20 protein-coding genes are annotated in these 22,836 nt (G+C 39.1%); 11 read left to right on the top strand and 9 right to left on the bottom strand.

Going from position 1 to position 22,836, the window contains the following annotated elements; all coding sequences use genetic code 11:
• Window positions 1-242: 242 nt before the first annotated feature.
• The 8 genes from ADH49_RS07220 to ADH49_RS07255 all read left to right on the top strand — a co-directional run bounded on the left by ADH49_RS07220 (window position 243) and on the right by ADH49_RS07255 (window position 10,152).
• Window positions 243-1,211: a thiamine pyrophosphate-dependent dehydrogenase E1 component subunit alpha gene (locus ADH49_RS07220; RefSeq protein WP_048691175.1), complete on the top strand. Its 969-nt coding sequence runs from the start codon at window positions 243-245 to the stop codon at window positions 1,209-1,211.
• Between the two features lie 16 nt (window positions 1,212-1,227).
• Window positions 1,228-2,220 (top strand): alpha-ketoacid dehydrogenase subunit beta, encoded by a 993-nt coding sequence (locus ADH49_RS07225; protein WP_023026810.1) that lies wholly within the window; start codon window positions 1,228-1,230, stop codon window positions 2,218-2,220.
• 218 nt (window positions 2,221-2,438) lie between these two features.
• Window positions 2,439-3,482 (top strand): dihydrolipoamide acetyltransferase, encoded by a 1,044-nt coding sequence (locus ADH49_RS07230; RefSeq protein WP_048691178.1) that lies wholly within the window; start codon window positions 2,439-2,441, stop codon window positions 3,480-3,482.
• 41 nt (window positions 3,483-3,523) lie between these two features.
• A complete protein-coding gene (lpdA, locus tag ADH49_RS07235) occupies window positions 3,524-5,230 on the top strand; it encodes a dihydrolipoyl dehydrogenase (RefSeq protein ID WP_048691180.1) in 1,707 nt (568 codons plus the stop codon).
• Between the two features lie 228 nt (window positions 5,231-5,458).
• Window positions 5,459-6,448: a lipoate--protein ligase gene (locus ADH49_RS07240; protein WP_048691183.1), complete on the top strand. Its 990-nt coding sequence runs from the start codon at window positions 5,459-5,461 to the stop codon at window positions 6,446-6,448.
• A gap of 219 nt (window positions 6,449-6,667) precedes the next feature.
• Entirely contained in the window at window positions 6,668-8,677 is a 2,010-nt protein-coding gene (locus ADH49_RS07245; protein ID WP_048691185.1) for a DUF1430 domain-containing protein, read from the top strand.
• A 1-nt stretch (window position 8,678) separates the two neighbouring features.
• The gene (locus tag ADH49_RS07250) at window positions 8,679-9,305 is read left to right on the top strand and encodes an ABC transporter ATP-binding protein (RefSeq protein ID WP_048691188.1); all 627 of its coding nucleotides are present in this window, start codon (window positions 8,679-8,681) and stop codon (window positions 9,303-9,305) included.
• A gap of 205 nt (window positions 9,306-9,510) precedes the next feature.
• Window positions 9,511-10,152 carry a hypothetical protein gene (locus ADH49_RS07255; RefSeq protein ID WP_048691191.1) on the top strand — a complete coding sequence of 214 codons (642 nt, stop codon included), beginning with the start codon at window positions 9,511-9,513 and terminating at the stop codon, window positions 10,150-10,152.
• 83 nt (window positions 10,153-10,235) lie between these two features.
• Here the strand turns inward: ADH49_RS07255 and xerS are convergent, their stop codons facing one another.
• From xerS to ADH49_RS07290, 7 genes are all read right to left on the bottom strand, one after another.
• Complete coding sequence (xerS, locus tag ADH49_RS07260; protein ID WP_048691193.1) at window positions 10,236-11,306, bottom strand: tyrosine recombinase XerS; 1,071 nt, start codon at window positions 11,304-11,306, stop codon at window positions 10,236-10,238.
• A gap of 192 nt (window positions 11,307-11,498) precedes the next feature.
• A complete protein-coding gene (locus tag ADH49_RS07265; protein ID WP_048691195.1) occupies window positions 11,499-12,482 on the bottom strand; it encodes an acetylxylan esterase in 984 nt (327 codons plus the stop codon).
• Between the two features lie 105 nt (window positions 12,483-12,587).
• Complete coding sequence (locus ADH49_RS07270) at window positions 12,588-13,355, bottom strand: alpha/beta hydrolase (RefSeq protein WP_048691197.1); 768 nt, start codon at window positions 13,353-13,355, stop codon at window positions 12,588-12,590.
• Window positions 13,356-13,420: 65 nt separating this feature from the next.
• Complete coding sequence (gene ffh, locus ADH49_RS07275; RefSeq protein WP_009731038.1) at window positions 13,421-14,992, bottom strand: signal recognition particle protein; 1,572 nt, start codon at window positions 14,990-14,992, stop codon at window positions 13,421-13,423.
• 17 nt (window positions 14,993-15,009) lie between these two features.
• Window positions 15,010-15,225, bottom strand: a complete 216-nt coding sequence (locus tag ADH49_RS10390) for a hypothetical protein (RefSeq protein WP_048691199.1) — start codon at window positions 15,223-15,225, stop codon at window positions 15,010-15,012.
• 2 nt (window positions 15,226-15,227) lie between these two features.
• Window positions 15,228-15,560 carry a putative DNA-binding protein gene (locus ADH49_RS07285; RefSeq protein ID WP_003001435.1) on the bottom strand — a complete coding sequence of 111 codons (333 nt, stop codon included), beginning with the start codon at window positions 15,558-15,560 and terminating at the stop codon, window positions 15,228-15,230.
• 157 nt (window positions 15,561-15,717) lie between these two features.
• Window positions 15,718-16,416, bottom strand: a complete 699-nt coding sequence (locus ADH49_RS07290; protein ID WP_048691202.1) for a GntR family transcriptional regulator — start codon at window positions 16,414-16,416, stop codon at window positions 15,718-15,720.
• Between the two features lie 138 nt (window positions 16,417-16,554).
• On the opposite strand from ADH49_RS07290, the gene guaA reads away from it, so the two are divergent.
• From guaA to ADH49_RS07310, 3 genes are all read left to right on the top strand, one after another.
• Window positions 16,555-18,120, top strand: coding sequence for a glutamine-hydrolyzing GMP synthase (gene guaA / locus ADH49_RS07295; protein ID WP_048691204.1), 1,566 nt, complete (start codon window positions 16,555-16,557; stop codon window positions 18,118-18,120).
• 353 nt (window positions 18,121-18,473) lie between these two features.
• A complete protein-coding gene (locus tag ADH49_RS07300; RefSeq protein WP_048691206.1) occupies window positions 18,474-19,856 on the top strand; it encodes a hypothetical protein in 1,383 nt (460 codons plus the stop codon).
• 890 nt (window positions 19,857-20,746) lie between these two features.
• On the top strand, window positions 20,747-21,052 hold the full coding sequence (locus ADH49_RS07310; protein ID WP_048691209.1) for a hypothetical protein: 306 nt from the start codon (window positions 20,747-20,749) through the stop codon (window positions 21,050-21,052).
• Between the two features lie 203 nt (window positions 21,053-21,255).
• Here the strand turns inward: ADH49_RS07310 and ADH49_RS07315 are convergent, their stop codons facing one another.
• Window positions 21,256-21,858 carry a lysozyme family protein gene (locus ADH49_RS07315; protein ID WP_048691211.1) on the bottom strand — a complete coding sequence of 201 codons (603 nt, stop codon included), beginning with the start codon at window positions 21,856-21,858 and terminating at the stop codon, window positions 21,256-21,258.
• Entirely contained in the window at window positions 21,858-22,832 is a 975-nt protein-coding gene (locus ADH49_RS07320) for a nucleoid-associated protein (protein ID WP_048691214.1), read from the bottom strand. The genes ADH49_RS07315 and ADH49_RS07320 overlap by 1 nt, the downstream gene beginning before the upstream one ends.
• Window positions 22,833-22,836 lie beyond the last annotated feature (4 nt).

Consider the following 22,836-nt stretch of genomic DNA (forward strand, 5'->3'; position numbering starts at 1 on the left):
TGCGTCTTGCTCGACAATCCAAAGACAATTGAGAGGCTAGGACTTTTGTCCCAGCCTCTTTTTGATGTGACTAAATTAGTATGTGAAAGTTTGTGAAATATCAAATTAATCCACTTGAAAGCCTGCCTTTAGTACTATTAGAGGGTGTTTGGATTGTGATTTATTTGAGCAAATTCTTTGACAGTGCTTACATTTTTGGCTAGAATAAAAGAGAATGAATAATTGCTTAGAAAGGCGAAATAATGGCAACATTAGATAAAAGTCTCTTATTGGAAATGTTCCGTAAAATGGAAGAAATCCGTCGCATGGACTTAAAAATTGCACAGTTAGTAAAAAAAGGAAAAGTGCCAGGAATGACGCACTTTTCTGTTGGGGAAGAAGCGGCTAACGTTGGAGCGATGTTGGCTTTGAACGAGGATGATCTGCTAACTTCAAACCACCGTGGTCATGGACAAGCCATCGCTAAAGGAATCGATTTGAATGGTATGATGGCAGAAATCCTTGGTAAGTATACCGGTACTTGTAAAGGGAAGGGTGGATCAATGCACATCGCCGACCTGGATGCAGGTAACCTTGGTGCCAACGGTATTGTTGGTGGTGGTATGGGGATTGCAGTAGGAGCTGCTCTTACTCAACAAATGCATAAGACTGGCAAGATTGTTGTCTGCTTCTTTGGGGACGGCGCAACCAACGAAGGTGTCTTCCACGAAGCAGTGAATATGGCTTCTATTTGGAATCTTCCGGTAATTTTCTACTGTATCAATAACGGTTATGGAATCTCTGCTGACATCAAAAAAATGACCAATGTCAAGCATATCCACGAGCGTAGTGCTGCTTACGGTATTCCTGGAATGTTTATTCCTGATGGAAACAATGTTATCGATGTCTATGAAGGATTCCAAAAAGCTGTTGAACATGTCCGCTCTGGTAAAGGCCCTGTCTTGATTGAAAGTGTCACTTATCGTTGGCTCGGTCACTCATCTTCAGACCCTGGTAAATACCGGACCCGTGAAGAAGTTGAAGAGTGGAAGAAGAAAGATCCAATCGAAAACCTTCGCAAGTATCTCCTTGAGAATGAGATTGCGAGCACAGAAGAATTGGATCAGATCCAAGAAGAAGTAAAAGAAGCAGTGGAAGCTTCAGTTAAATTTGCGGAAGAAAGCCCATTCCCTCCACTCGAATCAGCTTTCGAAGATATTTACGCAGACTAAGGGGGAGTAAAGAATTATGGAAACTAAATTAATGTCTTTCCGCGATACCATTATCCTTGCTATGTCTGAGGAAATGCGTCGCGACGAAAACGTATTGTTGATGGGGGAAGATGTCGGAGTTTTCGGTGGAGACTTCGGAACTTCAGTAGGAATGCTTGAGGAATTCGGTCCAGAACGTGTTCGTGACTGTCCGATTTCTGAGGCTGCGATTTCAGGTGCGGCAGCAGGGGCAGCCATGACCGGACTTCGCCCAATCGTTGATATGACCTTCATGGATTTCTCAGTAATTGCCATGGATGCTATTGTCAACCAAGCTGCTAAAACTCGCTACATGTTTGGTGGAAAAGGGCAAGTGCCGATGACCGTTCGCTGTGCTGCTGGTAACGGAGTTGGTTCTGCAGCCCAACACTCCCAATCCTTGGAATCATGGTTTACTCATATTCCTGGTTTGAAAGTTGTTGCTCCTGGTACGCCAGCGGATATGAAGGGGCTTCTCAAGTCATCTATCCGCGATAATAACCCCGTTATCATTCTTGAATACAAATCAGAATTCAACCAAAAAGGGGAAGTGCCTGTTGATCCGGACTACACGATTCCACTTGGTGTCGGAGAAATCAAACGCGAAGGTACAGATGTCACTGTCGTAACCTATGGGAAAATGCTTCGTCGCGTGATGCAAGCTGCTGAAGAATTGGCAGAAGAAGGCATCTCAGTAGAAGTAGTAGACCCACGGACCTTGGTCCCACTTGATAAAGAGATCATCATTAATTCTGTCAAGAAGACAGGAAAAGTAGTGCTTGTTAATGATGCCCATAAAACGAGTGGCTATATCGGTGAGATTTCAGCTATCATTTCTGAATCAGAAGCATTTGATTACTTGGATGCACCGATCCGCCGTTGTGCGGGGGAAGATGTGCCAATGCCTTACGCACAAAATCTTGAGAATGCAATGATCCCAACAGTTGAAAGCATCAAAGATGCCATTCGTAAAACATACAACAAAGAATAATACATAACATAAATTATGTAATGTTAATTAAATTAGACTAGGAAACTTTGTATCTAGTGATGCAAAGTTCTCTACGTCCTTGATATCTTAGATTAGAGCATGGGCTAAAAGCTCGGAAAAAAGATAAATCTCCTTGACTTCATCGAAGTCTGCGTTGATTTCCTATTTTTCAGTCGCTTTTAAACGCCCTTTGCATCATAAATAGAATAGGAGAGGTCATGGCTGATGATAAGCTAAGAGCGACTCCTGCGGCTAGAAAATTAGCGGATGATCTTGGGATCAACCTCTATGATGTTTCTGGTTCAGGCGCAAACGGTCGTGTCCACAAAGAAGACGTGGAAACATATAAAGACACAAATGTGGTTCGCATTTCACCACTTGCAAAACGAATTGCTTTAGAACACAATATTGCTTGGCAAGAAATCCAAGGAACTGGTCATCGTGGTAAAATTATGAAGAAGGACGTCCTTGCTTTCCTTCCTGAAAATATTGAGAATGAGACCATTAAGTCACCTGCTCAAATTGAGAAAGTCGAAGAAGTTCCTGATAATGTGACACCTTATGGTGAGATCGAGCGGATTCCGATGACACCAATGCGTAAGGTAATCGCTCAACGGATGGTGGAATCTTACTTGACAGCACCAACCTTTACTTTGAACTATGACATTGATATGTCTCAAATGTTGGCCCTTCGTAAGAAGGTATTGGATCCAATCATGGAGGCCACTGGCAAGAAAGTCACTGTAACAGATTTGCTTTCTCTAGCAGTGGTTAAGACCTTGATGAAACATCCATACATCAATGCGTCATTAACAGAAGATGGCAAAACCATCATCACTCACAATTATGTCAACTTAGCGATGGCAGTTGGGATGGACAATGGATTGATGACTCCAGTTGTCTACAATGCTGAAAAGATGACCTTGTCAGAGTTGGTCGTAGCCTTCAAGGATGTTATCGGACGTACCTTGGATGGTAAGCTTGCTCCAAGTGAATTGCAAAACTCAACCTTTACCATCAGTAACTTGGGAATGTTTGGCGTTCAATCATTTGGACCAATTATCAACCAACCAAATTCTGCCATCCTTGGCGTTAGTGCAACGGTTGAAAAACCAGTGGTTGTGAATGGTGAAATTGTTATTCGTCCAATCATGAGCTTGGGCTTGACCATTGACCACCGAGTAGTCGATGGGATGGCTGGTGCCAAATTCATGAAAGACTTGAAAGCCTTGATTGAAGACCCGATTTCAATGTTGGTCTAATCAACGAGAGAGAATAGAAACAAGAAAAAGAGGGAAATAAAATGGCCTTAGAAGTAATTATGCCGAAAGCCGGCGTAGATATGACCGAAGGACAAATCGTTCAGTGGAATAAAAAAGTTGGCGAATTTGTAAAAGAAGGAGAAGTTCTCCTTGAAATCATGACAGACAAAGTCAGCATGGAGTTGGAAGCGGAAGAAGACGGTTACTTGATTGCTATCTTGAAAGGGGACGGCGAAACTGTTCCTGTAACAGAAGTGATCGGTTACCTTGGTGAAGAAGGGGAAAACATCCCTACAGCTGGAGCAGTAGCACCAGAAGCGAGTCCAGCACCAGCCACAGTAAGTGCTTCAAACGATGACAATAAGAGCGATGATGCTTATGATATCGTAGTAATCGGTGGGGGTCCTGCTGGTTACGTATCTGCTATTAAGGCAGCTCAATTAGGTGGTAAGGTTGCACTCGTTGAGAAATCTGAACTTGGTGGAACGTGCTTGAACCGCGGATGTATCCCAACTAAGACTTACCTCCACAACGCTGAAATCATTGAAAATATTGGTCATGCGGCAAACCGTGGTATTATCATTGAAAATCCAAGTTTCTCAGTGGATATGGATAAGGTTCTTGAAACCAAGAACAAGGTCGTAAATACCTTGGTTGGTGGTGTTGCTGGACTTCTTCGTAGCTACGGAGTGGATGTTCATAAGGGTATCGGTACCATTACGAAAGATAAGAATGTCTTGGTCAATGGCTCAGAATTGCTTGAAACCAAGAAAATCATCCTTGCTGGTGGTTCAAAAGTTAGCAAGATTAACGTTCCAGGTATGGAATCATCCCTTGTCATGACCAGTGACGACATCCTTGAAATGAATGAAGTTCCAGAAAGCCTTGTCATCATCGGTGGTGGGGTTGTTGGTATCGAACTTGGTCAAGCCTTCATGACCTTTGGTTCAAAAGTTACTGTTATCGAAATGATGGACCGTATTGTTCCAGCTATGGATGCAGAAGTATCTAAGAACCTTCGCTTGATCCTTGAACGCAAGGGTATGACCATCTTGACGGATACGAAATTGCAAGAAATCATTGAAGAAGATGGCAAACTCCGTATCAAGGTTGAAGGAAAAGATGATATCATCGCAAACAAAGCTCTTCTTTCAATCGGTCGTGTTCCAGATCTTGAAGGAATCGGTGAAGTCGAGTTTGAATTAGACCGTGGTCGTATCAAGGTTAACGAATACATGGAAACTTCTGTTCCAGGTATCTATGCACCAGGTGATATCAACGGTACTAAGATGTTGGCCCATGCTGCCTTCCGTATGGGTGAAGTGGCAGCTGAAAATGCTCTTAAGGGAAATCATGCTGTTGCAAAATTGAACTTGACTCCTGCAGCCATCTACACACTTCCAGAAGTGGCGGCTGTTGGTTTGACAGAAGAACAAGCTCGTGAGAAATACGACGTTCAAATCGGTAAATTTAACTTTGCGGCGAACGGTCGTGCCATTGCATCAGATGCGGCTCAAGGCTTTGTTAAAGTCATTGCAGACAAGAAATACGGTGAAGTTCTTGGGGTTCATATCATTGGTCCTGCAGCAGCTGAATTGATCAACGAAGCTTCAACCATCATTGAGATGGAAATCACTGTGGAAGAAATGCTCAAGACCATTCATGGTCACCCAACCTTCTCAGAAGTGATGTACGAAGCCTTTGCGGATGTACTTGGCTTGGCAGTTCACTCACCTAAGAAGAAATAATACTATTCTTTCAACTAAATTTTCTTAAAGTAGTACGGACGGCAGCGACCTCTCTTAGAGTTCCATGCCTAAAAATTGAGCCACTTGTCTCAATTTTTCCGAGAAATGTAACGAGTTATCGTTACATTTCTTTTTACTACTTCAGAAATTCAAGTGAAATTCAACTATTTCTGTCTAATGCTTATCTTACTATGAGTAGGATTTATAAAACGAATTTTTGGAATTACTATGAAATACATTATTAATTATTCAAATGATACTGCTTTTAATATTGCTTTAGAAGAGTATGCTTTTAAGCACCTCTTGGATGAGGATCAAATCTTCCTTCTTTGGATTAACAAACCTTCGATTATCGTTGGTCGTCACCAAAATACCATCGAAGAAATCAACCGTGACTATGTTCGGGAGCATGGGATTGAAGTGGTTCGCCGAATCAGTGGTGGTGGGGCTGTTTATCACGATTTGAACAATCTCAACTACACCATCATTTCAAAAGAAGATGAAAACAAGGCCTTTGATTTCAAGAGCTTCTCAACTCCTGTGATCAACACCTTGGCTCAACTTGGGGTTAAGGCTGAATTCACGGGTCGTAACGACTTAGAGATTGATGGCAAGAAATTCTGTGGAAATGCCCAAGCTTACATCAATGGTCGGATCATGCACCATGGTTGCCTTCTTTTTGACGTTGATTTGTCAGTCCTTGCTAATGCGCTTAAGGTGTCTAAAGACAAGTTTGAGTCCAAAGGGGTTAAATCAGTCCGTGCTCGTGTGACCAATATCATCGATGAGTTGCCAGAAAAAATCACGGTTGAAGAGTTCCGTGACTTGCTTTTGGACTACATGAAGAAAGAATACCCTGAGATGACAGAATATGTCTTCTCGGATGAAGAATTGGCTGAAATCAATCGTATCAAGGAAACCAAGTTTGGTACCTGGGATTGGAACTATGGAAAGTCTCCTGAATACAATGTCCGTCGTGGCACTAAATTCCCTAGCGGTAAGGTTGAAATCTTCGCAAACGTCATTGAATCCAAAATTCAAGATATCAAGATTTACGGTGACTTCTTTGGTATCGAAGACGTAGCAGCAGTAGAAGATATCCTTCGTGGTGTCAAATACGAACGCGAAGACGTCCTCAAAGCCCTTCAAACCATTAACCTAGGTCGTTACTTCGCAGGTATCACTGCAGAGGAAATTGCTGAAGCAGTGGTTGAATAAAGTCGTAAGAGATTCGCAGAAGCGGGTCTCTTTTTTGAAACTAGTTTCACATAGAAATTATTGTTTTACTAAGGATTTTGTAGTATAGTAAAGGTGGAAAAATGTATTCGATTACAAAAATATAAATATGATTTTTTAATACTCAGTAACCACTAAACAACGAAATTAATTGACTAGCTAGGTATTACTTTCCTTTTCTGCTTTAGAAAGTGTGATGATATGAAACGTGTCTTTATTATTTTATCAAACCTTTTCATCTCTAGCTTTTTGATTTGGATTGCCTTTATTTCTCCAAATACGGTTATCCACCGCAGTCTTCCGGTAGTAGGTGTGGTAAGACAAGAAAAGAGCATCAAATATGAAGACTTATCTACCTCTTTAGATCTCTTGGCAAGGGAAAATCATAGTATAATTGCTCGTCAGATACAAAGAACAGATTCTAAAGGGCAGGTTGTTTTCACCTATGATATCTACGGAGAGGGAAAACTTCCTTCTGGAATTAAAAGAGAGAAGAAAGAACTGGCTGCCAATGAAAGCCTGGTAGTGAATTATTATGTATTAACAGGTGATTTAGAAACTGAAAAGCTGGATCAAACGCTTCATACTCTTGGTTTCTCACAAACTTTTATAGAGAAACCAAATCCTCTGCAGACCTTTATTGCCTTTTTTGGCTCAGGTTCACAATCACTTGCCTTGGTTATTTTTATCATTAGTTTTAGCGCTTTGACGATTATCCAGAAAACACTTGAAATGAGAAGCGCTGGGATTCGATATATCTCAGGAATGAGACGCTTGCAGCTTTTCGGACATTCTTTAAAAGATGATAGTATAGAGTTGCTTTTGGGATGTATTGGCGCAAGTATAATGGGTGCGGTTCTGATTTATTCCTTTCAATTAACACCTTTTACCTATTCCGTCATCATTTCGAGTAGTATTATTTACAATGGGATGTTACTTATTTTATCTGCTATCTTATCCTTCCTCTTTGCATATAGTATTCAAACAATGCATTTAGTCACCCTTCTAAAAGGGAAAGTTCCATTAAAGCGCATTTTGCTCTTCCTCTTTATTTGTCAATTTCTTGCTGTCACACTAATTGGTCTTGCAGTTCATCGAATCAGTATTTATGGATCCGTCTGGCAAACTTACCAAGAGGGAAGTGAGGCTTGGTCTAAACAATCAAATTGGGTTCAAATTAGTACAAATCGAGAATATTTCTATCAGATTACCAGCAAAGAGACTATGAAGGAAAATGGTAAGAAATGGTCTAAGCTCATCGAGTCTGGTATTGAAAATGGTGGTCTTTTAGCTTATCATAATCTCGTATCTTTTAGCTCAAAAGGAGTTATGACGGATCCTAGTACAGGTAAAGAGTTTTCAATTACAGATTATGATCCTCTTGCACGAACTCTCTATGTAACTCCAAATTATCTTGATATTCAGAATGTTCCAGTTTCTCCTGAAGGAAAAGATCACTTAAATCATTTACAAGCAGGAAAATTTGGTCTCTTACTTCCGGAAAAACTAAAAAGTCGTGAAGAGGAGATGATCAAACGATATGAAGATTATCTATCTCCTCGAGATGATCAAGGGAACATCGCTTTATCGATGAAAGCACGGGTAACCTATCTTCCTAACAACCAAAAACGATTTATCTACAACAATACACCAATCAGCTATAAGCAATTCTTTACCGATCCGGTTTTAGTGATTGTTCAACCTGAAAGTTTTGGAGGCTACGAGAATCCTTATTTCACCCAACTAAATTCCTACCTTTATTTTAATGGACTTGAGAATAGTAAGAAGCTCGTTGCTGAGTATGATCTTGAAAAAAATGTTAGTCAATATGACTATGCGGCGTCTGTATACCAGCAGATGATCCAATCCATTCAATTAGAGAATCTCATTATCATTGCAGGAGGAATCTTTGCAATAGCTACTTCCATACTACTCTTTAACACCATGAATTTCCTCTATTTTGAAGAGTTTAGAAGACCAATCTTCTTGAAGAAGATTGCAGGTCTAGGATTTGTAAACATTCACCAAATGATTTTGCTTTCAGAAAGTATCCTCTTACTATTAGGAAGCCTCCTGACATTCCTTCTCACTCAAGAATGGTGGATTGCTCTTGCCACTCTCTTGCTATTTATTACTAATGCTTGGTTCATTCTCCTATACCGGTCTCATAAAGAAGACCACTTGCTAGCCACTGTATTGAAAGGAGCCTAATATGATTAGCATAGAACATTTAACCAAATCATTTGGCCAACGAACAGTCTTTCAAGATTTGAGTTTGCAGTTTACAGCTGGAAAAGTTTATGCTCTGATCGGAAATAGTGGGTGTGGTAAAACAACCTTGCTTAATATCTTGGCGAAGTTAGAGCCTTATGAAGAAGGGAGTATAAGCTATCAAGGGCAAGAACTGAAACAAATCAAACAGCATCACTTTTTTAAGCATGAATTAGGCTATCTCTTTCAAAACTTTGGCCTACTTGAAAACGAGACTATCGCTAAAAATTTAGACTTGGGATTGATTGGGCAAAAATTAACGAAAAAAGAGAAGAAGCAGCAAGAAGAAGAAGTGCTCAAAAAAGTAGGATTGGCTTACCTAGCTCTGGATCAAAAGATTTATGAATTATCGGGGGGAGAGGCGCAACGTGTCGCATTAGCTAAAGTTATTTTAAAAGATCCACCTTTGATTTTAGCGGATGAACTAACTGCAGCACTGGATCCAGAAACCTCACAAGAGGTGATGGACTTGCTCTTAATGTTAAAGAATCAAGAGCGTATAATCATTATTGCAACCCATAATCCAGTGATTTGGGAACAAGCTGACGAAGTGATAAGGCTTAACTAGTTCATGGTTGAAAAATGGTAGGATCTTCTAGTTTATCTTTTATAGCTATTCAGAGGAAAAGCTGATGAAAAAAGATTATGTCAAACAAAAATTTTTAAGTTTTATCATCAAAAGTTAGTTCATGACACGGCCTCTTTTCTTGATATTCAAAAATAATGAGAGTAGAATATAGAAGAAATCTGAACACAAAAGGGGATCATATTCAATGATGAAAATTCCAGTTGAAAATCTTGGTCTATTTGAACAGTTAGATCGTATAGTAGTGGCTTTTTTTAGAAAGAAACAATCTTCAAGTCCTTATGATTTGAATGTCAGTATTACACAAGAACACCTTGACCAGAAAAAGCAAGAGCTCGAACCATTAGGCTATCAAGCTGTCCAACTACCATTAGGAATGGCTTTAGATAATATCATTCAGCAACCTCATTATAAAAATTTAATCCTTGGCGGACTTGCTCCCGACGAAATTATAGTCAGCAAAGAAGAATTATTGCCTTTGAAAGATATTGTGGATAGTTTTTGTATTATGTACGCTGCAGCGAATAACAGACTGGAAAATAGTAAGGCTTATGAATTAATGAAAGATAAGACGGTTTATTTTATTGGTAAACTATTTACAGATTTTCCAAAAGCCGGTGATGAAATTGCTTATTTAGGAATTGATCGAATAGCGACTGATGGTACACCATATGAAGCAGTTAAATGCTTTCTAACGGAAGAGAGTGCAGAGAAGTTCAATGGTGAAAAAAGACCTGTCACCCCTGCAAACTTGGCCTATCTAAAATCATTCTGGGGAAAACCAGTCATTATTGAGCCACACCGTAATTATTGGATTGAATTTTTATAGAAAGTATAAAAGAGCGGTAGACATTCAAAAAATCTATCGCTCTTTTTAAAACTAATATATTACATAATTTACGTTATGTAATTTTATAAACTATCCAAGGCATTTTTCTGTTCATCATTAACGATATGCGTATACAAGTCGGTAACTTGGGTGCTAGCATGTCCCAGCTGGTGGCTGACCAAAACCTGTGATTTGGTTGCATCATAGAGACGCGTTGCTAATGTATGGCGAAGCTTGTGGGGTGTCACGCGGACTTTGAAGTCTTCTGAATACTTGGCGACCATCTTTTCCACGCTAGAAGCATCGATCCGGTTTGGAACACCTCGATACAAGGTCAGAAAGAGGGCTGTATCAGTCTTTTCTGTCTTGTAACGTTTGTCTCGAATAGCGAGATATTGCTCTAAATAAGGCTTAGCAAAGGCAGCCACATTGACTGAGTCTCGTTTTCCACCTTTTCGAGTGACGTCAATCACCATCATTTTAAGGTTGAGATCTCGAAGATCTAGGTTAACTGCCTCAGAAAGACGGACACCAGAGGCAAGAAGAAGTGCGATAATGGCTAAATCTCGCTCCTTATTCTTGTTAAAGGACGATAAGGCTCGATTTGAGAGAGTTTTAGGGTATTCCTCATCTATATAATTCAAAAATCCCTCTGTTTCATCACCTAAAAAGAGCTTTTGCTTGATATTTTCAGCTCGCGCAGCCAAGGTTTCTTTCTTTTTCTTGGTAGCAACCTTCTTCATGACATTGCGATAGAAATAAGGTTCACCTTGTTCATTTTCAACCTCCTCAGTCAAGTACTTATAAAGACTAGAAAGTGCCGAAAGGGTACGGTTAATGGTTGTTTGAGAAACCCCGTTTTTCGTCGTATTGGCATTGAGCAGTGGACGTTCACGCAAGTAAAGAATAAAAGATTCCATGTCTTTCTTGGTCATGTGCTCCAGAACGTCTAAGGGAATATTGACCATGGTGTCAGCATCTGATATGCCAGATTCTAAAACCCAGGTGAAAAATCGATCGTATTCCTTTAAGTATTCGTATAAGGTCGTAAAACTGTACGGAACAGCCAGTTTTGATTGGTAATATTCTAAGACGTACCAAGGCATGACTTGTTTGAGTTTATCGATACGTTCTAATAAGATCTCGCGTTTCATGTTTTTCTCCAAATCTTTCTATACTAGTAGTATAGCATAGCCAGATATATTTTTCAAGAAAATTATAGTTTTTCGGAAAGATGTTGTAGGGTTTATATAGGACTGTTTTGTATCTCTTTCTATACTAGATCACTTTTAAACACAATAAAATCAGCAAATCACATGGATCTACTGATTATTTTCTTCTCTAACTTATTTTTCTACATATTGAAATGGAATCTTGCTACCACAGAGCCAATTATAGACTCGATCATTGACTTGAACGTTCATAGCTTCGTGGGCATATTCTGGCATGATTAAATGCTCTTTTGGACATTCTAATCGATTATAAATGGCAAACTGTGTCACAGGATAACAGACATCATCATCTAGACCGGTAATCATGTGAACCTGTCCTTTGATGCGATGGGCAAAGTTTTTTACATCAATATAGGCCAATGTCTGCATCAAACGATCTTCGGTTTCGTGGAATGGATCATGGAACTTGAAATAACGGAAAAGCTCGTCATAGGCCTCACTGGTGTTCCCGATCTCTAATACTCGTCTGAAGTCTGATAAGAATGGATAAATGGCTACTGTTCGGCAAATTCGTGGATTCAATCCGGCAGCAACCAGAGCTAGGGCACCACCTTGAGAGGCTCCATAGCTGGCGAGTTTGCTGTCGTCTACTTGAGGAAGGCTGGCTACAATTTCAATTAACTGGTAAAGATCCAAGTAGACATCCTTATAAAAGAGCTCCTCAGGACCATCCACGGCTCCGCGGATAATCTGTCCTTTTACCGTATTACCAAGTGGTGAACGGTCACCGTCTGTTGAATAGCCTGACTGCCCTCTTACGTCCATAGACACAACACCATGGCCGGCTACTGTATAAGCCAGCATATCAGCCCAATCCCAACAACGACCCATATAGCCATGAAAATGGAAAATGACGGGAACCTTTTTATCCGTTTTTGGAAAAACAACCCGCGCATAAACTAGTCCATCTCGTGTTCCTTTAAAGGTTAATTCATAACAAATCACATTTGGAATGCTGAAATCTCGTTCTTCGAGCTTGTATTCAGGCAGTTCAGTCATCTTTGCTAGGGCTTGATCCCAAAAAGCATCAAAATCTGCGGGAACCTCATCCCGTCCCTTGTAATCTTTCATTGTTTCTAATAATTTGGGATCTTTCATAAAATCCTCCTTAAGTATGTGTAATCGCTACCAAAAATGTATCATATTTACTTAAGGATTGCAAGAGACAAACAAAAATTACATAACCGAAATTATGTAATTTCACTATAGATTCAAAAATAGACTTAATTGTTTCACTAGATCTGGATTAGTGGGTAAAGCTGAATGATGAGCCTTACGACCGTTTAAATTCACTTCTGTATAGGTTTGATTGTCAAAAATAGATTGTGCTGCTTGGGCACTAGAGAGAGGGACGATGCCATCTGATTTCCCAGCAAAGCTACCCACAAAGTTAAGGACCTCTACTTCTTTATCTAATCGATGCTTCCATTTTTGAAAATCATCATACATCTCTTGGTTGAATTGGTAAGGACTACCAATAATAGCGAGCTTCCTTACGGTCAGTTTTTTCTTTTCTAAAAAGCCACTTTCCAATAAACCAGTCAAAACTAGTCCACCATTGGAGTGCCCAACTGCCTTGAACTCTGTAAAATAATAGTGATCAAGAAGATAGGTTAAAGCAATCTTAAGGGATTCGATTTGCTGCTTGATATTGCTGTAGCCGTCTCGATTGTTCTCGAAGCCAATCACAATCATCGGATTCGGCTCTTTCGTATTCAGTCTTCCTTCCATCTCTATAGAATCATCTTTGTTGACTTTTATTTTTAAAAGACTTTGCTTTTTTCTAGAAAAGCGATGGAGCATGCGGATGGTTCCGTTGAATCGCTGGATACCGGCTGAACTCCCAGGTACAAAGATAATCGGTCTGATGGGTGGTTTCTTTGACCCTTTAGGAAATTCAAAGGGCTTTCTGTGCGAAGAAAACAATCTTGTAAAGAAACGAATGACTTGTTGAATTAGTTTTTTTAACATCTTTCCTCTAGTAGTAGTTTCTAAAAGAACCCAGAACAGTGTGTTCCAGGCCCTCTTATAAACGATTATTTCCGTTTTTTCTTATTTTTGCGCATTTGTTTGGCCATCTTGTTCATCGCCCGTTTCATCATGAATTCACCGGCTTTTCCTTTGAGACCACCACCAAACATTTGGCTCATATCAGGCATTCCAGCGCCTCCACCAAGAGCTGACAAGTCAGGCATCCCTCCTTGTCCCATCATCCCTTCAAGAGCAGACATATCAGGCATTCCACCAGGCATATTCTTCGGCATATTATTTGGATTGAGCCCCATTTGTTTCATCATCTTGTTCATATCGCCAGAGAGGACGCCTTGCATCATCTGTTTGGCTTGGTTAAAGTCCTTGATGAATTTATTGACTTCGACAAAGCTATTTCCTGATCCAGCAGCAATCCGACGGCGACGACTAGGGTTCAACAAATCTGGATTCTCCCGTTCAGCTGGGGTCATAGAAGATACAATGGCGCGTTTCCGAGCAATTTCTCGTTCATCGACCTTGAGGTTCTTCATGGCTGGATTGTTGGCCATCCCTGGAAGCATCTTGAGCAGGTCTTCCATTGGTCCCATGTTTTGAACTTGATCTAATTGATCGATGAAGTCATTAAAATCGAAGGTATTTTCCCGCATCTTCTCAGCGAGTTCAAGGGAACGTTTCTCATCGTATTCTTGAGAAGCCTTCTCGATCAGCGTCAGCATATCCCCCATACCGAGGATCCGACCAGACATGCGGTCTGGGTGGAAGGTTTCGATATCAGTGATTTTTTCACCAGTACCAGTGAACTTGATTGGCTTCCCAGTAATCTGACGGACAGAAAGGGCCGCACCACCACGGGTATCCCCATCAATCTTGGTCAAGATCACCCCGGTCACTTCGAGTTGTTCGTTGAACTCACGCGCCACATTGGCCGCTTCTTGACCGATCATGGCATCGACAACCAAGAGGATTTCATTTGGCTCAGCAAGGGCTTTGACATCACGCAACTCGCCCATGAGTTTTTCATCGATTTGCAGACGACCCGCCGTATCGATCAAGACATAGTCATTGTGGTTGGCTCTCGCTTGCTCCAAACCTTGACGAACGATCTCCACTGCAGGGACTTCTGTACCAAGTGAAAAGACAGGGACATTGATTTGTTGACCAAGAGTCTTTAACTGATCAATGGCAGCTGGACGATAGATATCGGCTGCAATCATCAAAGGACGTGCATTTTCTTCCTTGACCAATTTGTTAGCCAATTTACCAGCAAAGGTTGTTTTACCAGCCCCTTGAAGACCGACCATCATGATAATGGTTGGAATCTTTGGAGATTTGATAATGTCTGCTGTCTCAGAACCCAAAATCGCTGTCAATTCTTCATCGACAATCTTGACGATTTGTTGGGCAGGGTTGAGGGTTTCGATGACCTCATGACCTACGGCCCGCTCGCGGACGCGTTTGATAAAGTCTTTTACAACTGGAAGGGCAACGTCGGCCTCTAAGAGGGCTAGACGAATCTCTTTGGTCGCCTCTTGGACATCCGCTTCAGAGATTTTCCCTTTCTTACGAAGATTTTTAAAGACGTTCTGTAAACGTTCGGTTAAACTTTCAAATGCCATTATTTTCTCCTATTTTTTCAATTCAGTGGATATCGTCCGAAATGTTGCAAACATTCTAGTTCTTCGGGTGTGACTTCTTTCATGATTTCATTTGGATATCCCCAACAGCTAAAACCTATTTGCATAGCTTTGGAGATATCATTGGGCGAGATAATCTGTAGTCGAGTAGGAAATACTTCCTCTGCTACTAATAGTTTGCAAGGTATTCCTTGATAAATGACGAGACTGCTCATAATCACTCCCGATTGTCAATGCTTGATAAAATTTCAACCTGCTCTTGTAGAAAAGTATCTTCCGGATAGCGTTCTAAAATCTGATCAAAAATCTGGCTGCGTACAATGTAGTCAGAGTACATATGCAACTTCATCTCATAATCCTCTAGAATCTTCTCTGTCCGCTTGATATTGTCATAAACCGCCTGACGACTGACCCCAAACTCTTCTGCAATCTCAGCCAAGCTGTAGTCATCTGCGTAATAGAGCTCGATATAATTCATTTGCTTGTCTGTCAAGAGCGCTGCATAAAACTCAAAGAGCGCATTCATTCGGTTGGTTTTCTCAATTTCCATACCTTTCATTATATCAAAAAAGCCCGCCAAAGACTAGCGGGACTTACCTATTTTGACTCACGAGAAACAAGAAAGTCAGATTCTAAATGGTCTAAAACTAGATTGATGTTTCCTAGCGAAAGACTTCTGTGAATTACGTAATATAAATTATGTAAATCTAATTATTTTCTAAGTAAAACTCAAAGCGTTCTCCAACATATTGGCTCTTTACATACTCAAAAGCGACACCATTATCAAAATAAGAAACCTGGGTCAAACCAAGGATGGCCTGTCCTTTGGGGATTTCTAAGTAGTGGGCGATCTTTTCTTTGGCCAAGCGTGCGTAGATGGTTTGTTGAGATTTGCCAATTCGAAAGCCGTGCTTTTCCAAGGTTTGGAAGAAATGACTGGTCACTTCTTCTTTTTTGAAGTTCTTGATAAATTTCTCTGGGATGGATGTAACTTCATAAACGACTGGTACACCATCCGCATAACGAACCCGTTCCATTCGAACAATTGTTTCGGTCTTGTCGATACCAAGCTTATCTACTTCTTGAAGGCTAGGAATGGTACGTTTGTAGGAAATAACCTGTGTCGAAGGGATCTTCCCCTGTGCCTTCATGATTTCAGTAAAACTAGTCGTCCCCCGCATCTTTTCCTGGACGCGCGTGCTAGCGACAAAGGTACCACTACCAACACGGCGCTCCAGTACTCCTTCTTCTACCAAGAGTGTAATAGCTTGACGGAGGGTCATGCGACTCACTTGGAACTTCTCAGCCAAGTCCCGCTCACTAGGGAGGCGTTGTCCAATTTTCCAGATTTTCTGGTCAATTTCGGCTTTAATTTGATCGTGAATTTGTATGTAAGCTGGAATCATCTTGCTACTCTTTCTGTGTGTTATAACCTATTGTAGCGCAATTTTGTTAAATCTTCAATCCTAGTCAGTCTTGATTGGTAATGAAGGGGCTTTTGTGTTAGAATAGAGGAAAAGAATTTTCTAGAAGAAGGGGAAAAGATGACAAACCTATCAACTGATTTGCATGATGTTGAAAAAATCATCGTGCTTGACTACGGTAGCCAGTACAATCAGCTCATCTCTCGTCGTATTCGTGAGATCGGTGTCTTTTCAGAATTGAAGAGTCACAAGATTACTGCAGCTGAAGTGCGTGAAATCAATCCAGTTGGGATCGTTCTTTCAGGCGGACCAAACTCAGTGTATGAAGAAGGATCTTTTGACATTGATCCTGAAATTTTTGAACTTGGAATTCCAATTTTGGGAATCTGCTACGGGATGCAGTTATTGACACACAAACTTGGAGGAAAGGTTGTTCCTGCAGGTGATGCTGGTAACCGTGAATACGGTCAATCTGAGCTTAGCTTGACGGAGTCTTCTGCTCTCTTTGCAGGCACACCGGATAAACAATTGGTCTTGATGAGCCACGGGGATGCTGTTACAGAAATTCCTGCTGACTTTGTTCGTACAGGTACTTCTGCTGACTGTCCGTATGCATCGATTGAAAACCCAGATAAGAAAATCTATGGTATCCAATTCCACCCAGAGGTTCGTCACTCAGTACATGGCTATGATATCCTTCGTAACTTTGCCTTGAATATCTGTGGTGCCAAAGGCGATTGGACCATGGATAATTTCATCGAGATGCAAATCAAACAAATCCGTGAAAAAGTTGGAGACAAACGTGTTCTCCTTGGACTTTCTGGTGGTGTTGACTCTTCTGTAGTTGGGGTTCTTCTCCAAAAAGCCATCGGTGATCAATTGATCTGTATCTTTGTAGACCACGGACTTCTTCGTAAAGGGGAAGCTGACCAAGTGATGGATATGCTTGGTGGTAAGTTTGGTTTGAATATCGTCAAAGCAGACGCTGCTAAACGTTTCCTTGATAAATTGGCTGGTGTATCTGACCCTGAACAAAAACGGAAGATTATCGGTAACGAGTTTGTCTATGTCTTTGATGACGAAGCAAGCAAGCTAAAAGATGTGAAATTCCTTGCTCAAGGTACACTTTATACAGACGTCATCGAGTCAGGTACAGATACTGCTCAAACCATCAAGTCTCACCACAATGTGGGTGGACTTCCAGAAGACATGCAGTTTGAACTGATTGAGCCACTCAACACACTTTACAAGGATGAAGTTCGTGCTCTCGGTACAGAGCTTGGCATGCCAGACCACATCGTATGGCGCCAACCATTCCCAGGACCAGGTCTTGCGATCCGTGTCATGGGTGAAATCACGGAAGAGAAACTTGAAACTGTTCGTGAGTCAGATGCTATCCTTCGTGAAGAAATTGCCAAAGCAGGTCTTGACCGCGATATTTGGCAATACTTCACTGTTAACACTGGCGTTCGTTCTGTAGGTGTTATGGGTGATGGTCGTACTTACGACTATACCATTGCCATCCGTGCTATCACTTCTATTGATGGAATGACAGCTGACTTTGCCAAAATCCCTTGGGAAGTACTCCAAAAAATCTCTGTACGTATCGTAAACGAAGTTGATCACGTTAACCGTATCGTCTATGATATCACAAGTAAACCACCTGCAACTGTTGAGTGGGAATAGTATATAGTACTAATTTTATGTGATTTAATTACTGAAACAGCATTATAATTACGAATAAAGATCGGAAACCATCAGAACCTATTTTGATGGTTTTCTTAATTTTATATACTGCTCTATATTTTATTATTAAATATAACACCTTAGATACTAATTCTTCTTATATTTTAGTTAAAAATCCAAACAGAACCCTTATATTTTTGAGATATAAAAAGATAGGATTTTGTTGTGTTGTTTTTAATGATATTGACAAAGAATGTAATTTTTATTATAGTTATTATGTTATAAATACTTAATGTTAATTAAGAAATTTCTGTTAAGTATAATAATTAATCTACTAATTTTACGAGGAAATTATGGAAGAAAACAATCAGTTAATCCTAAAAGGTCACCAATTAAATAATTTGTCTAATCATCATTTACAAGATGTTATTTCTATGGCTGTTGCTGAGAAAAAACCTGTAGAATTAGCTTGGAACAACTATTATTCTGCATCAGAAAGAGAACAATATAATGACTATCTGTTTGATCTCGGGCTAACTCAATATCAAATAACAAACTCAATGATTGGACAAAAATTACCTTTTTCTCAAAAAGATGTTGAGGAGGCTATACATAATAAAATTAACGAAAATATTAGTATGGCTGAAAATCGCTTAGCCAAACTTGATAAATCTTGGAAGAATGATAGTAAAATATTCTTAGAAAATCTAAAAGCAGAAAATCCTGAGTACTTTTTAGACTGGTCAAAAGAACAGATTAGTAAAACAAAATCTCCAGGCTTCTTTACATTAAGTCTATCGGCAATGCTATCTGGTTTAGTTTTGTTGTATATTTTTTATATGAATGTATACAGTATGGGTAGTGAGCATTTTTTTCATTGGGTATTAGAACCTTTGATTAGTCTAGTCACGTTGGAATTTTTGGAATATCCATTTTTATCCTTCTCATTCTTTGTAGGATTTGTAATTGCATTTGCAGTTTTATTAACTATCACAAGTCCACTAACTATTTCTCTCTGGGAAAAATTTGTAAGAGATCCTTCAGCAGAATCAAAATCTAAAAAGATTGCTAACGATCGTTATATTCACTCACAAACAGTCTTAAAAGAGTATACAAATAAGCCTCTATCAGAATTTATTGAAAAGAATGTTTATAACCAATTAATTACTGACGCAATCCCTACTGATTATTTAAATAAATTAATTAATGACTATAATAAGAATATAGAATTGCTAAAAACAACTGATGCTTGGAAAAATAGATACCCTAAAGCATCAATTAAAAAGGTTTTCAAGTTAAATGAAAAATTGTCTACGGCTTTACAAGACTATAATAATAGAATTGAAAACGGTACTAGTATGATTGCATTACTACCAAAATCGTATCATGATTCTAAAAGTTTATCAGTTATTTGGCAGTTATTAAACGAGGGACGGGCAGATACATGGAAAGAAAGTGTCAATCTTATGAAAACAGATCAATTCCAAGATCAGATGCTCTACACCATTAATAATCTTTATCAATCAGTTGATAACCTTTCATTTCAACTGGCTAATGATGGTAAGAAATTGCGTGAAAGTCTAGAATTCTCTATTCAGCAACAACACTCTCATTACTCTGAACTGAAACAATCAAATTCTAAACAAAATACTCTATTAGAGCAAAATAATAAATTACTAGAAACGCAAAATAATATGACAAGTGCCCTTTTGATGTCAGAGTTAATCTCTAGATAGATACATAAAAATTTATTTAAATACAAAAAATCACTTGATTTTTCAAGTGATTTTTTGATTTACTACTATAGTCAAAAATGATGAAAATACATATAGAGATTTTTATTTGAATAGTATTTATAAAACATGTATCTTATAGGAAATAATTGATCTATTCATTTCAAAAGTTTGCTATAAATCCGTGCAAATGTTAATATGCTTCCCCATAGTAAACTTAAGATGATTATAATCATTTTTCCAGAACTTACTTCTGCTCCGATAATAAATATATGAAAGAGAGGAGCGAGGCTCATGCACATGTAAATTAGATAAGTAAGGAAATTAACTTCACCAATTCCAATAATAAAATATTTCATGAAGTCTTTCATAGTTTTTTTATCTTTAAGCTTCTTAAAAATTGTATATAAGATGTTTGCTCCACTAAGTCCGATTAATAATTCTATTGGTAAGAAGTAATAAGAAAAAATCAAATGAGAAGTTATTACAAATGAAAATATTAGAATATCTAAAAAAATACTCTTAAATTGAGCTTTAATCAGATGATATAAAAACGCAACCAATATAGAAAGTATAAACATCTTCATAATACATTTCCTGACTTATTTTTTACTTTAAAATATAATTATTTGTGTATATACAACTATTTCTTTCATAATTTATAACAGAATGAGATAATTATTTTCAACATGATAATAGCATAAATTTGTAAGTTCTTCAAGCGTAATTAATTATGATTTAAACTTAATTTGAAGAATCTATTCTAATAGATACATACACTATCTTTAGTATAAGATTTAACTTGATTCTTAAAGAAAACAATGCTATGATAAAGCTATCGTTATTTTTATGAATTATTAAGTAAAATACTTTTAAAGTTTAGGAGAAACAAAATGTCAGAAATTACAGTATCGCGTCAAACAGGTCTTGTAGGTGTATTAATGAAGGTAAACGTTTATATCAATGGAGAATGTGTTGCCAACTTAAGCAAAGACGAAACCGTTATACTTCCGCTTCCTGAAGGGCTTGATATGGTTAAGGTCTACGTAGATCAAAGAGGAGCCTTCACTCGTTCTAAGGAAGTGATCGTAAAAGCTGGTCAAACAGCTATTATTAAAGCTTCAGCTATGAAAACACTTCTAGGTATTTTTGGAAAAATCTTAGGTATTCCTTATCTCTCAATCGAAGTAACAGATTAAAAAGCCAATGAAAATTGGTTTTTTTTAGGACTTAAATTTTTAATATAAGCCTACAGAAAAAGGAAGCAGGTTTTATCCCTTTGCCTCCCAACTAGTTTATCCTTTTTATCTTAAGACTGACTTACGGCTCCTTTAAAAACAGATGGCAGTTTGCTCCATAAAAAAACAAGGGATTCTTCCCTTGTTTAGAGTGACTGCTTGTATTAGAACCAGGAAAATAGTTTCATGATGAACTGATTCATTTCAACGAGACGTGAATAATAATAATTTCCCCCATTAACGTAGAGCTCTGAGCCATGTAAAAATGAAATAGGATGGAGATAAAGATAGGTCTTCCCTGTGACATTTCCAAGACTTGGCGCAACCACTTCTTTTGAGTATTTACGAGATAATTCAAGGCTGTTTTTCCCGCCATTTTTTTCTACATATTCAATGTAATCCTGTCCGAAATTATAAGCCTGAACAGCTGTCCAAGGATCGACTCCCTTCTCCTTTGCTTTTCGCAGATTCTCAGAGAGGGTTTGAATTCCTTGGCGGATACTTTCTTTGTTATTGGTGATAGAATTTGTCTGGCCTGTTGCACTTTCACTGGCCTGCATGACATCATCTTCCTTGCCTTTGGTCTCTGTATAAATCATAGCAAGGATCAGATCTTCATTCGTACCAGTATCTTCCTCAGCCAGTACTTCACGCACTAAGGTACGATAAGTCATGACCTGTTTGACATCCCGGTGTATCTGATAGCCCTTGTATATGAAAAAGACGAGCAAGAGGCAAAAGAAAATTTTTATTATTCGTTTCATCATTATTTATTCTGAATGTCCTCTATATTCTTGATGAGGATCGAGTAGGTCCCATTTTCATTCTGGATGAACTCTACCGATTCAGCATCTTCGTAAACATGGTTAGGGACCAAAAGCTCAATTCCGTTTGAAAGGGAGAGTTTTTGGTTTTCAAATTTCTTCAATTGGCGGCTGGCATCAATCTCATCGAAGCGAACAGGATCTGGAATAGTCTCTTTCACCTGATCGACAAAACTGAGTCGAGCCGTTAGGTTGTTATCAAACAAATCATTGGCTAACTTTTCAGGTGACAGTTCATTCTCTTCTTCCAGTTGGTTGAAAATTGCTGATTTGACCTTGGATTGGAACTGAAAATCATCTTGTTGGAAGTTCTCAGCAATCCGTTGGGCTGTTTTTTCGATTTCTTTGATCGATTTTTTAGGTGAAATCTTGGGTTGCTCCTGGAGGAGATTCTCAGAGAAATAGTTCAAGAAATCGCCATTGTACTTGATTCGTTTTTCGATCAAATGGTACTTGCGGCTTTGAAGATTAATGACCAAGGCTTCATCAGCACCCGTTCCAAAGCCAGGTAGATTGTTTTGCGTCAACTTAATCGGATTATCCACTTCCCCACCAAGATGTGTCAAGGTTTCCCGTAAGGCGATCCGAAGAAAGGCAAAATGATCCACCCCTTCTTTTGAGAATTGGATAAACACCAAATCGTTGGTCTTTTGATTCTCAGAGACGACAAATTCTTCTTTCCAGCGATTGGCTAAGGCTACTGAAGTTTCTAGGAGATCATCCGTTATCATCTCAAGGAATGGATTGTCTTCCTTAAAAATGCCGGTCTTCGCCTCATCGGAATAGACCCGCTCAATCTTTTTGCGCAAGTATTCCTCAATTTTGGGGGTGATAATCAGGAATTTGTCTGCAAGATAAAGTTCAGTACCATCTGGGCTAAATTGATGAATGATGGCTTTTTTTACGTAAATGTCCATAAGA

The sequence above is a fragment of the Streptococcus sp. 400_SSPC genome (assembly GCF_001072745.1).
In the GTDB taxonomy this organism is placed as follows: Bacteria; Bacillota; Bacilli; order Lactobacillales; family Streptococcaceae; genus Streptococcus; species Streptococcus xiaochunlingii.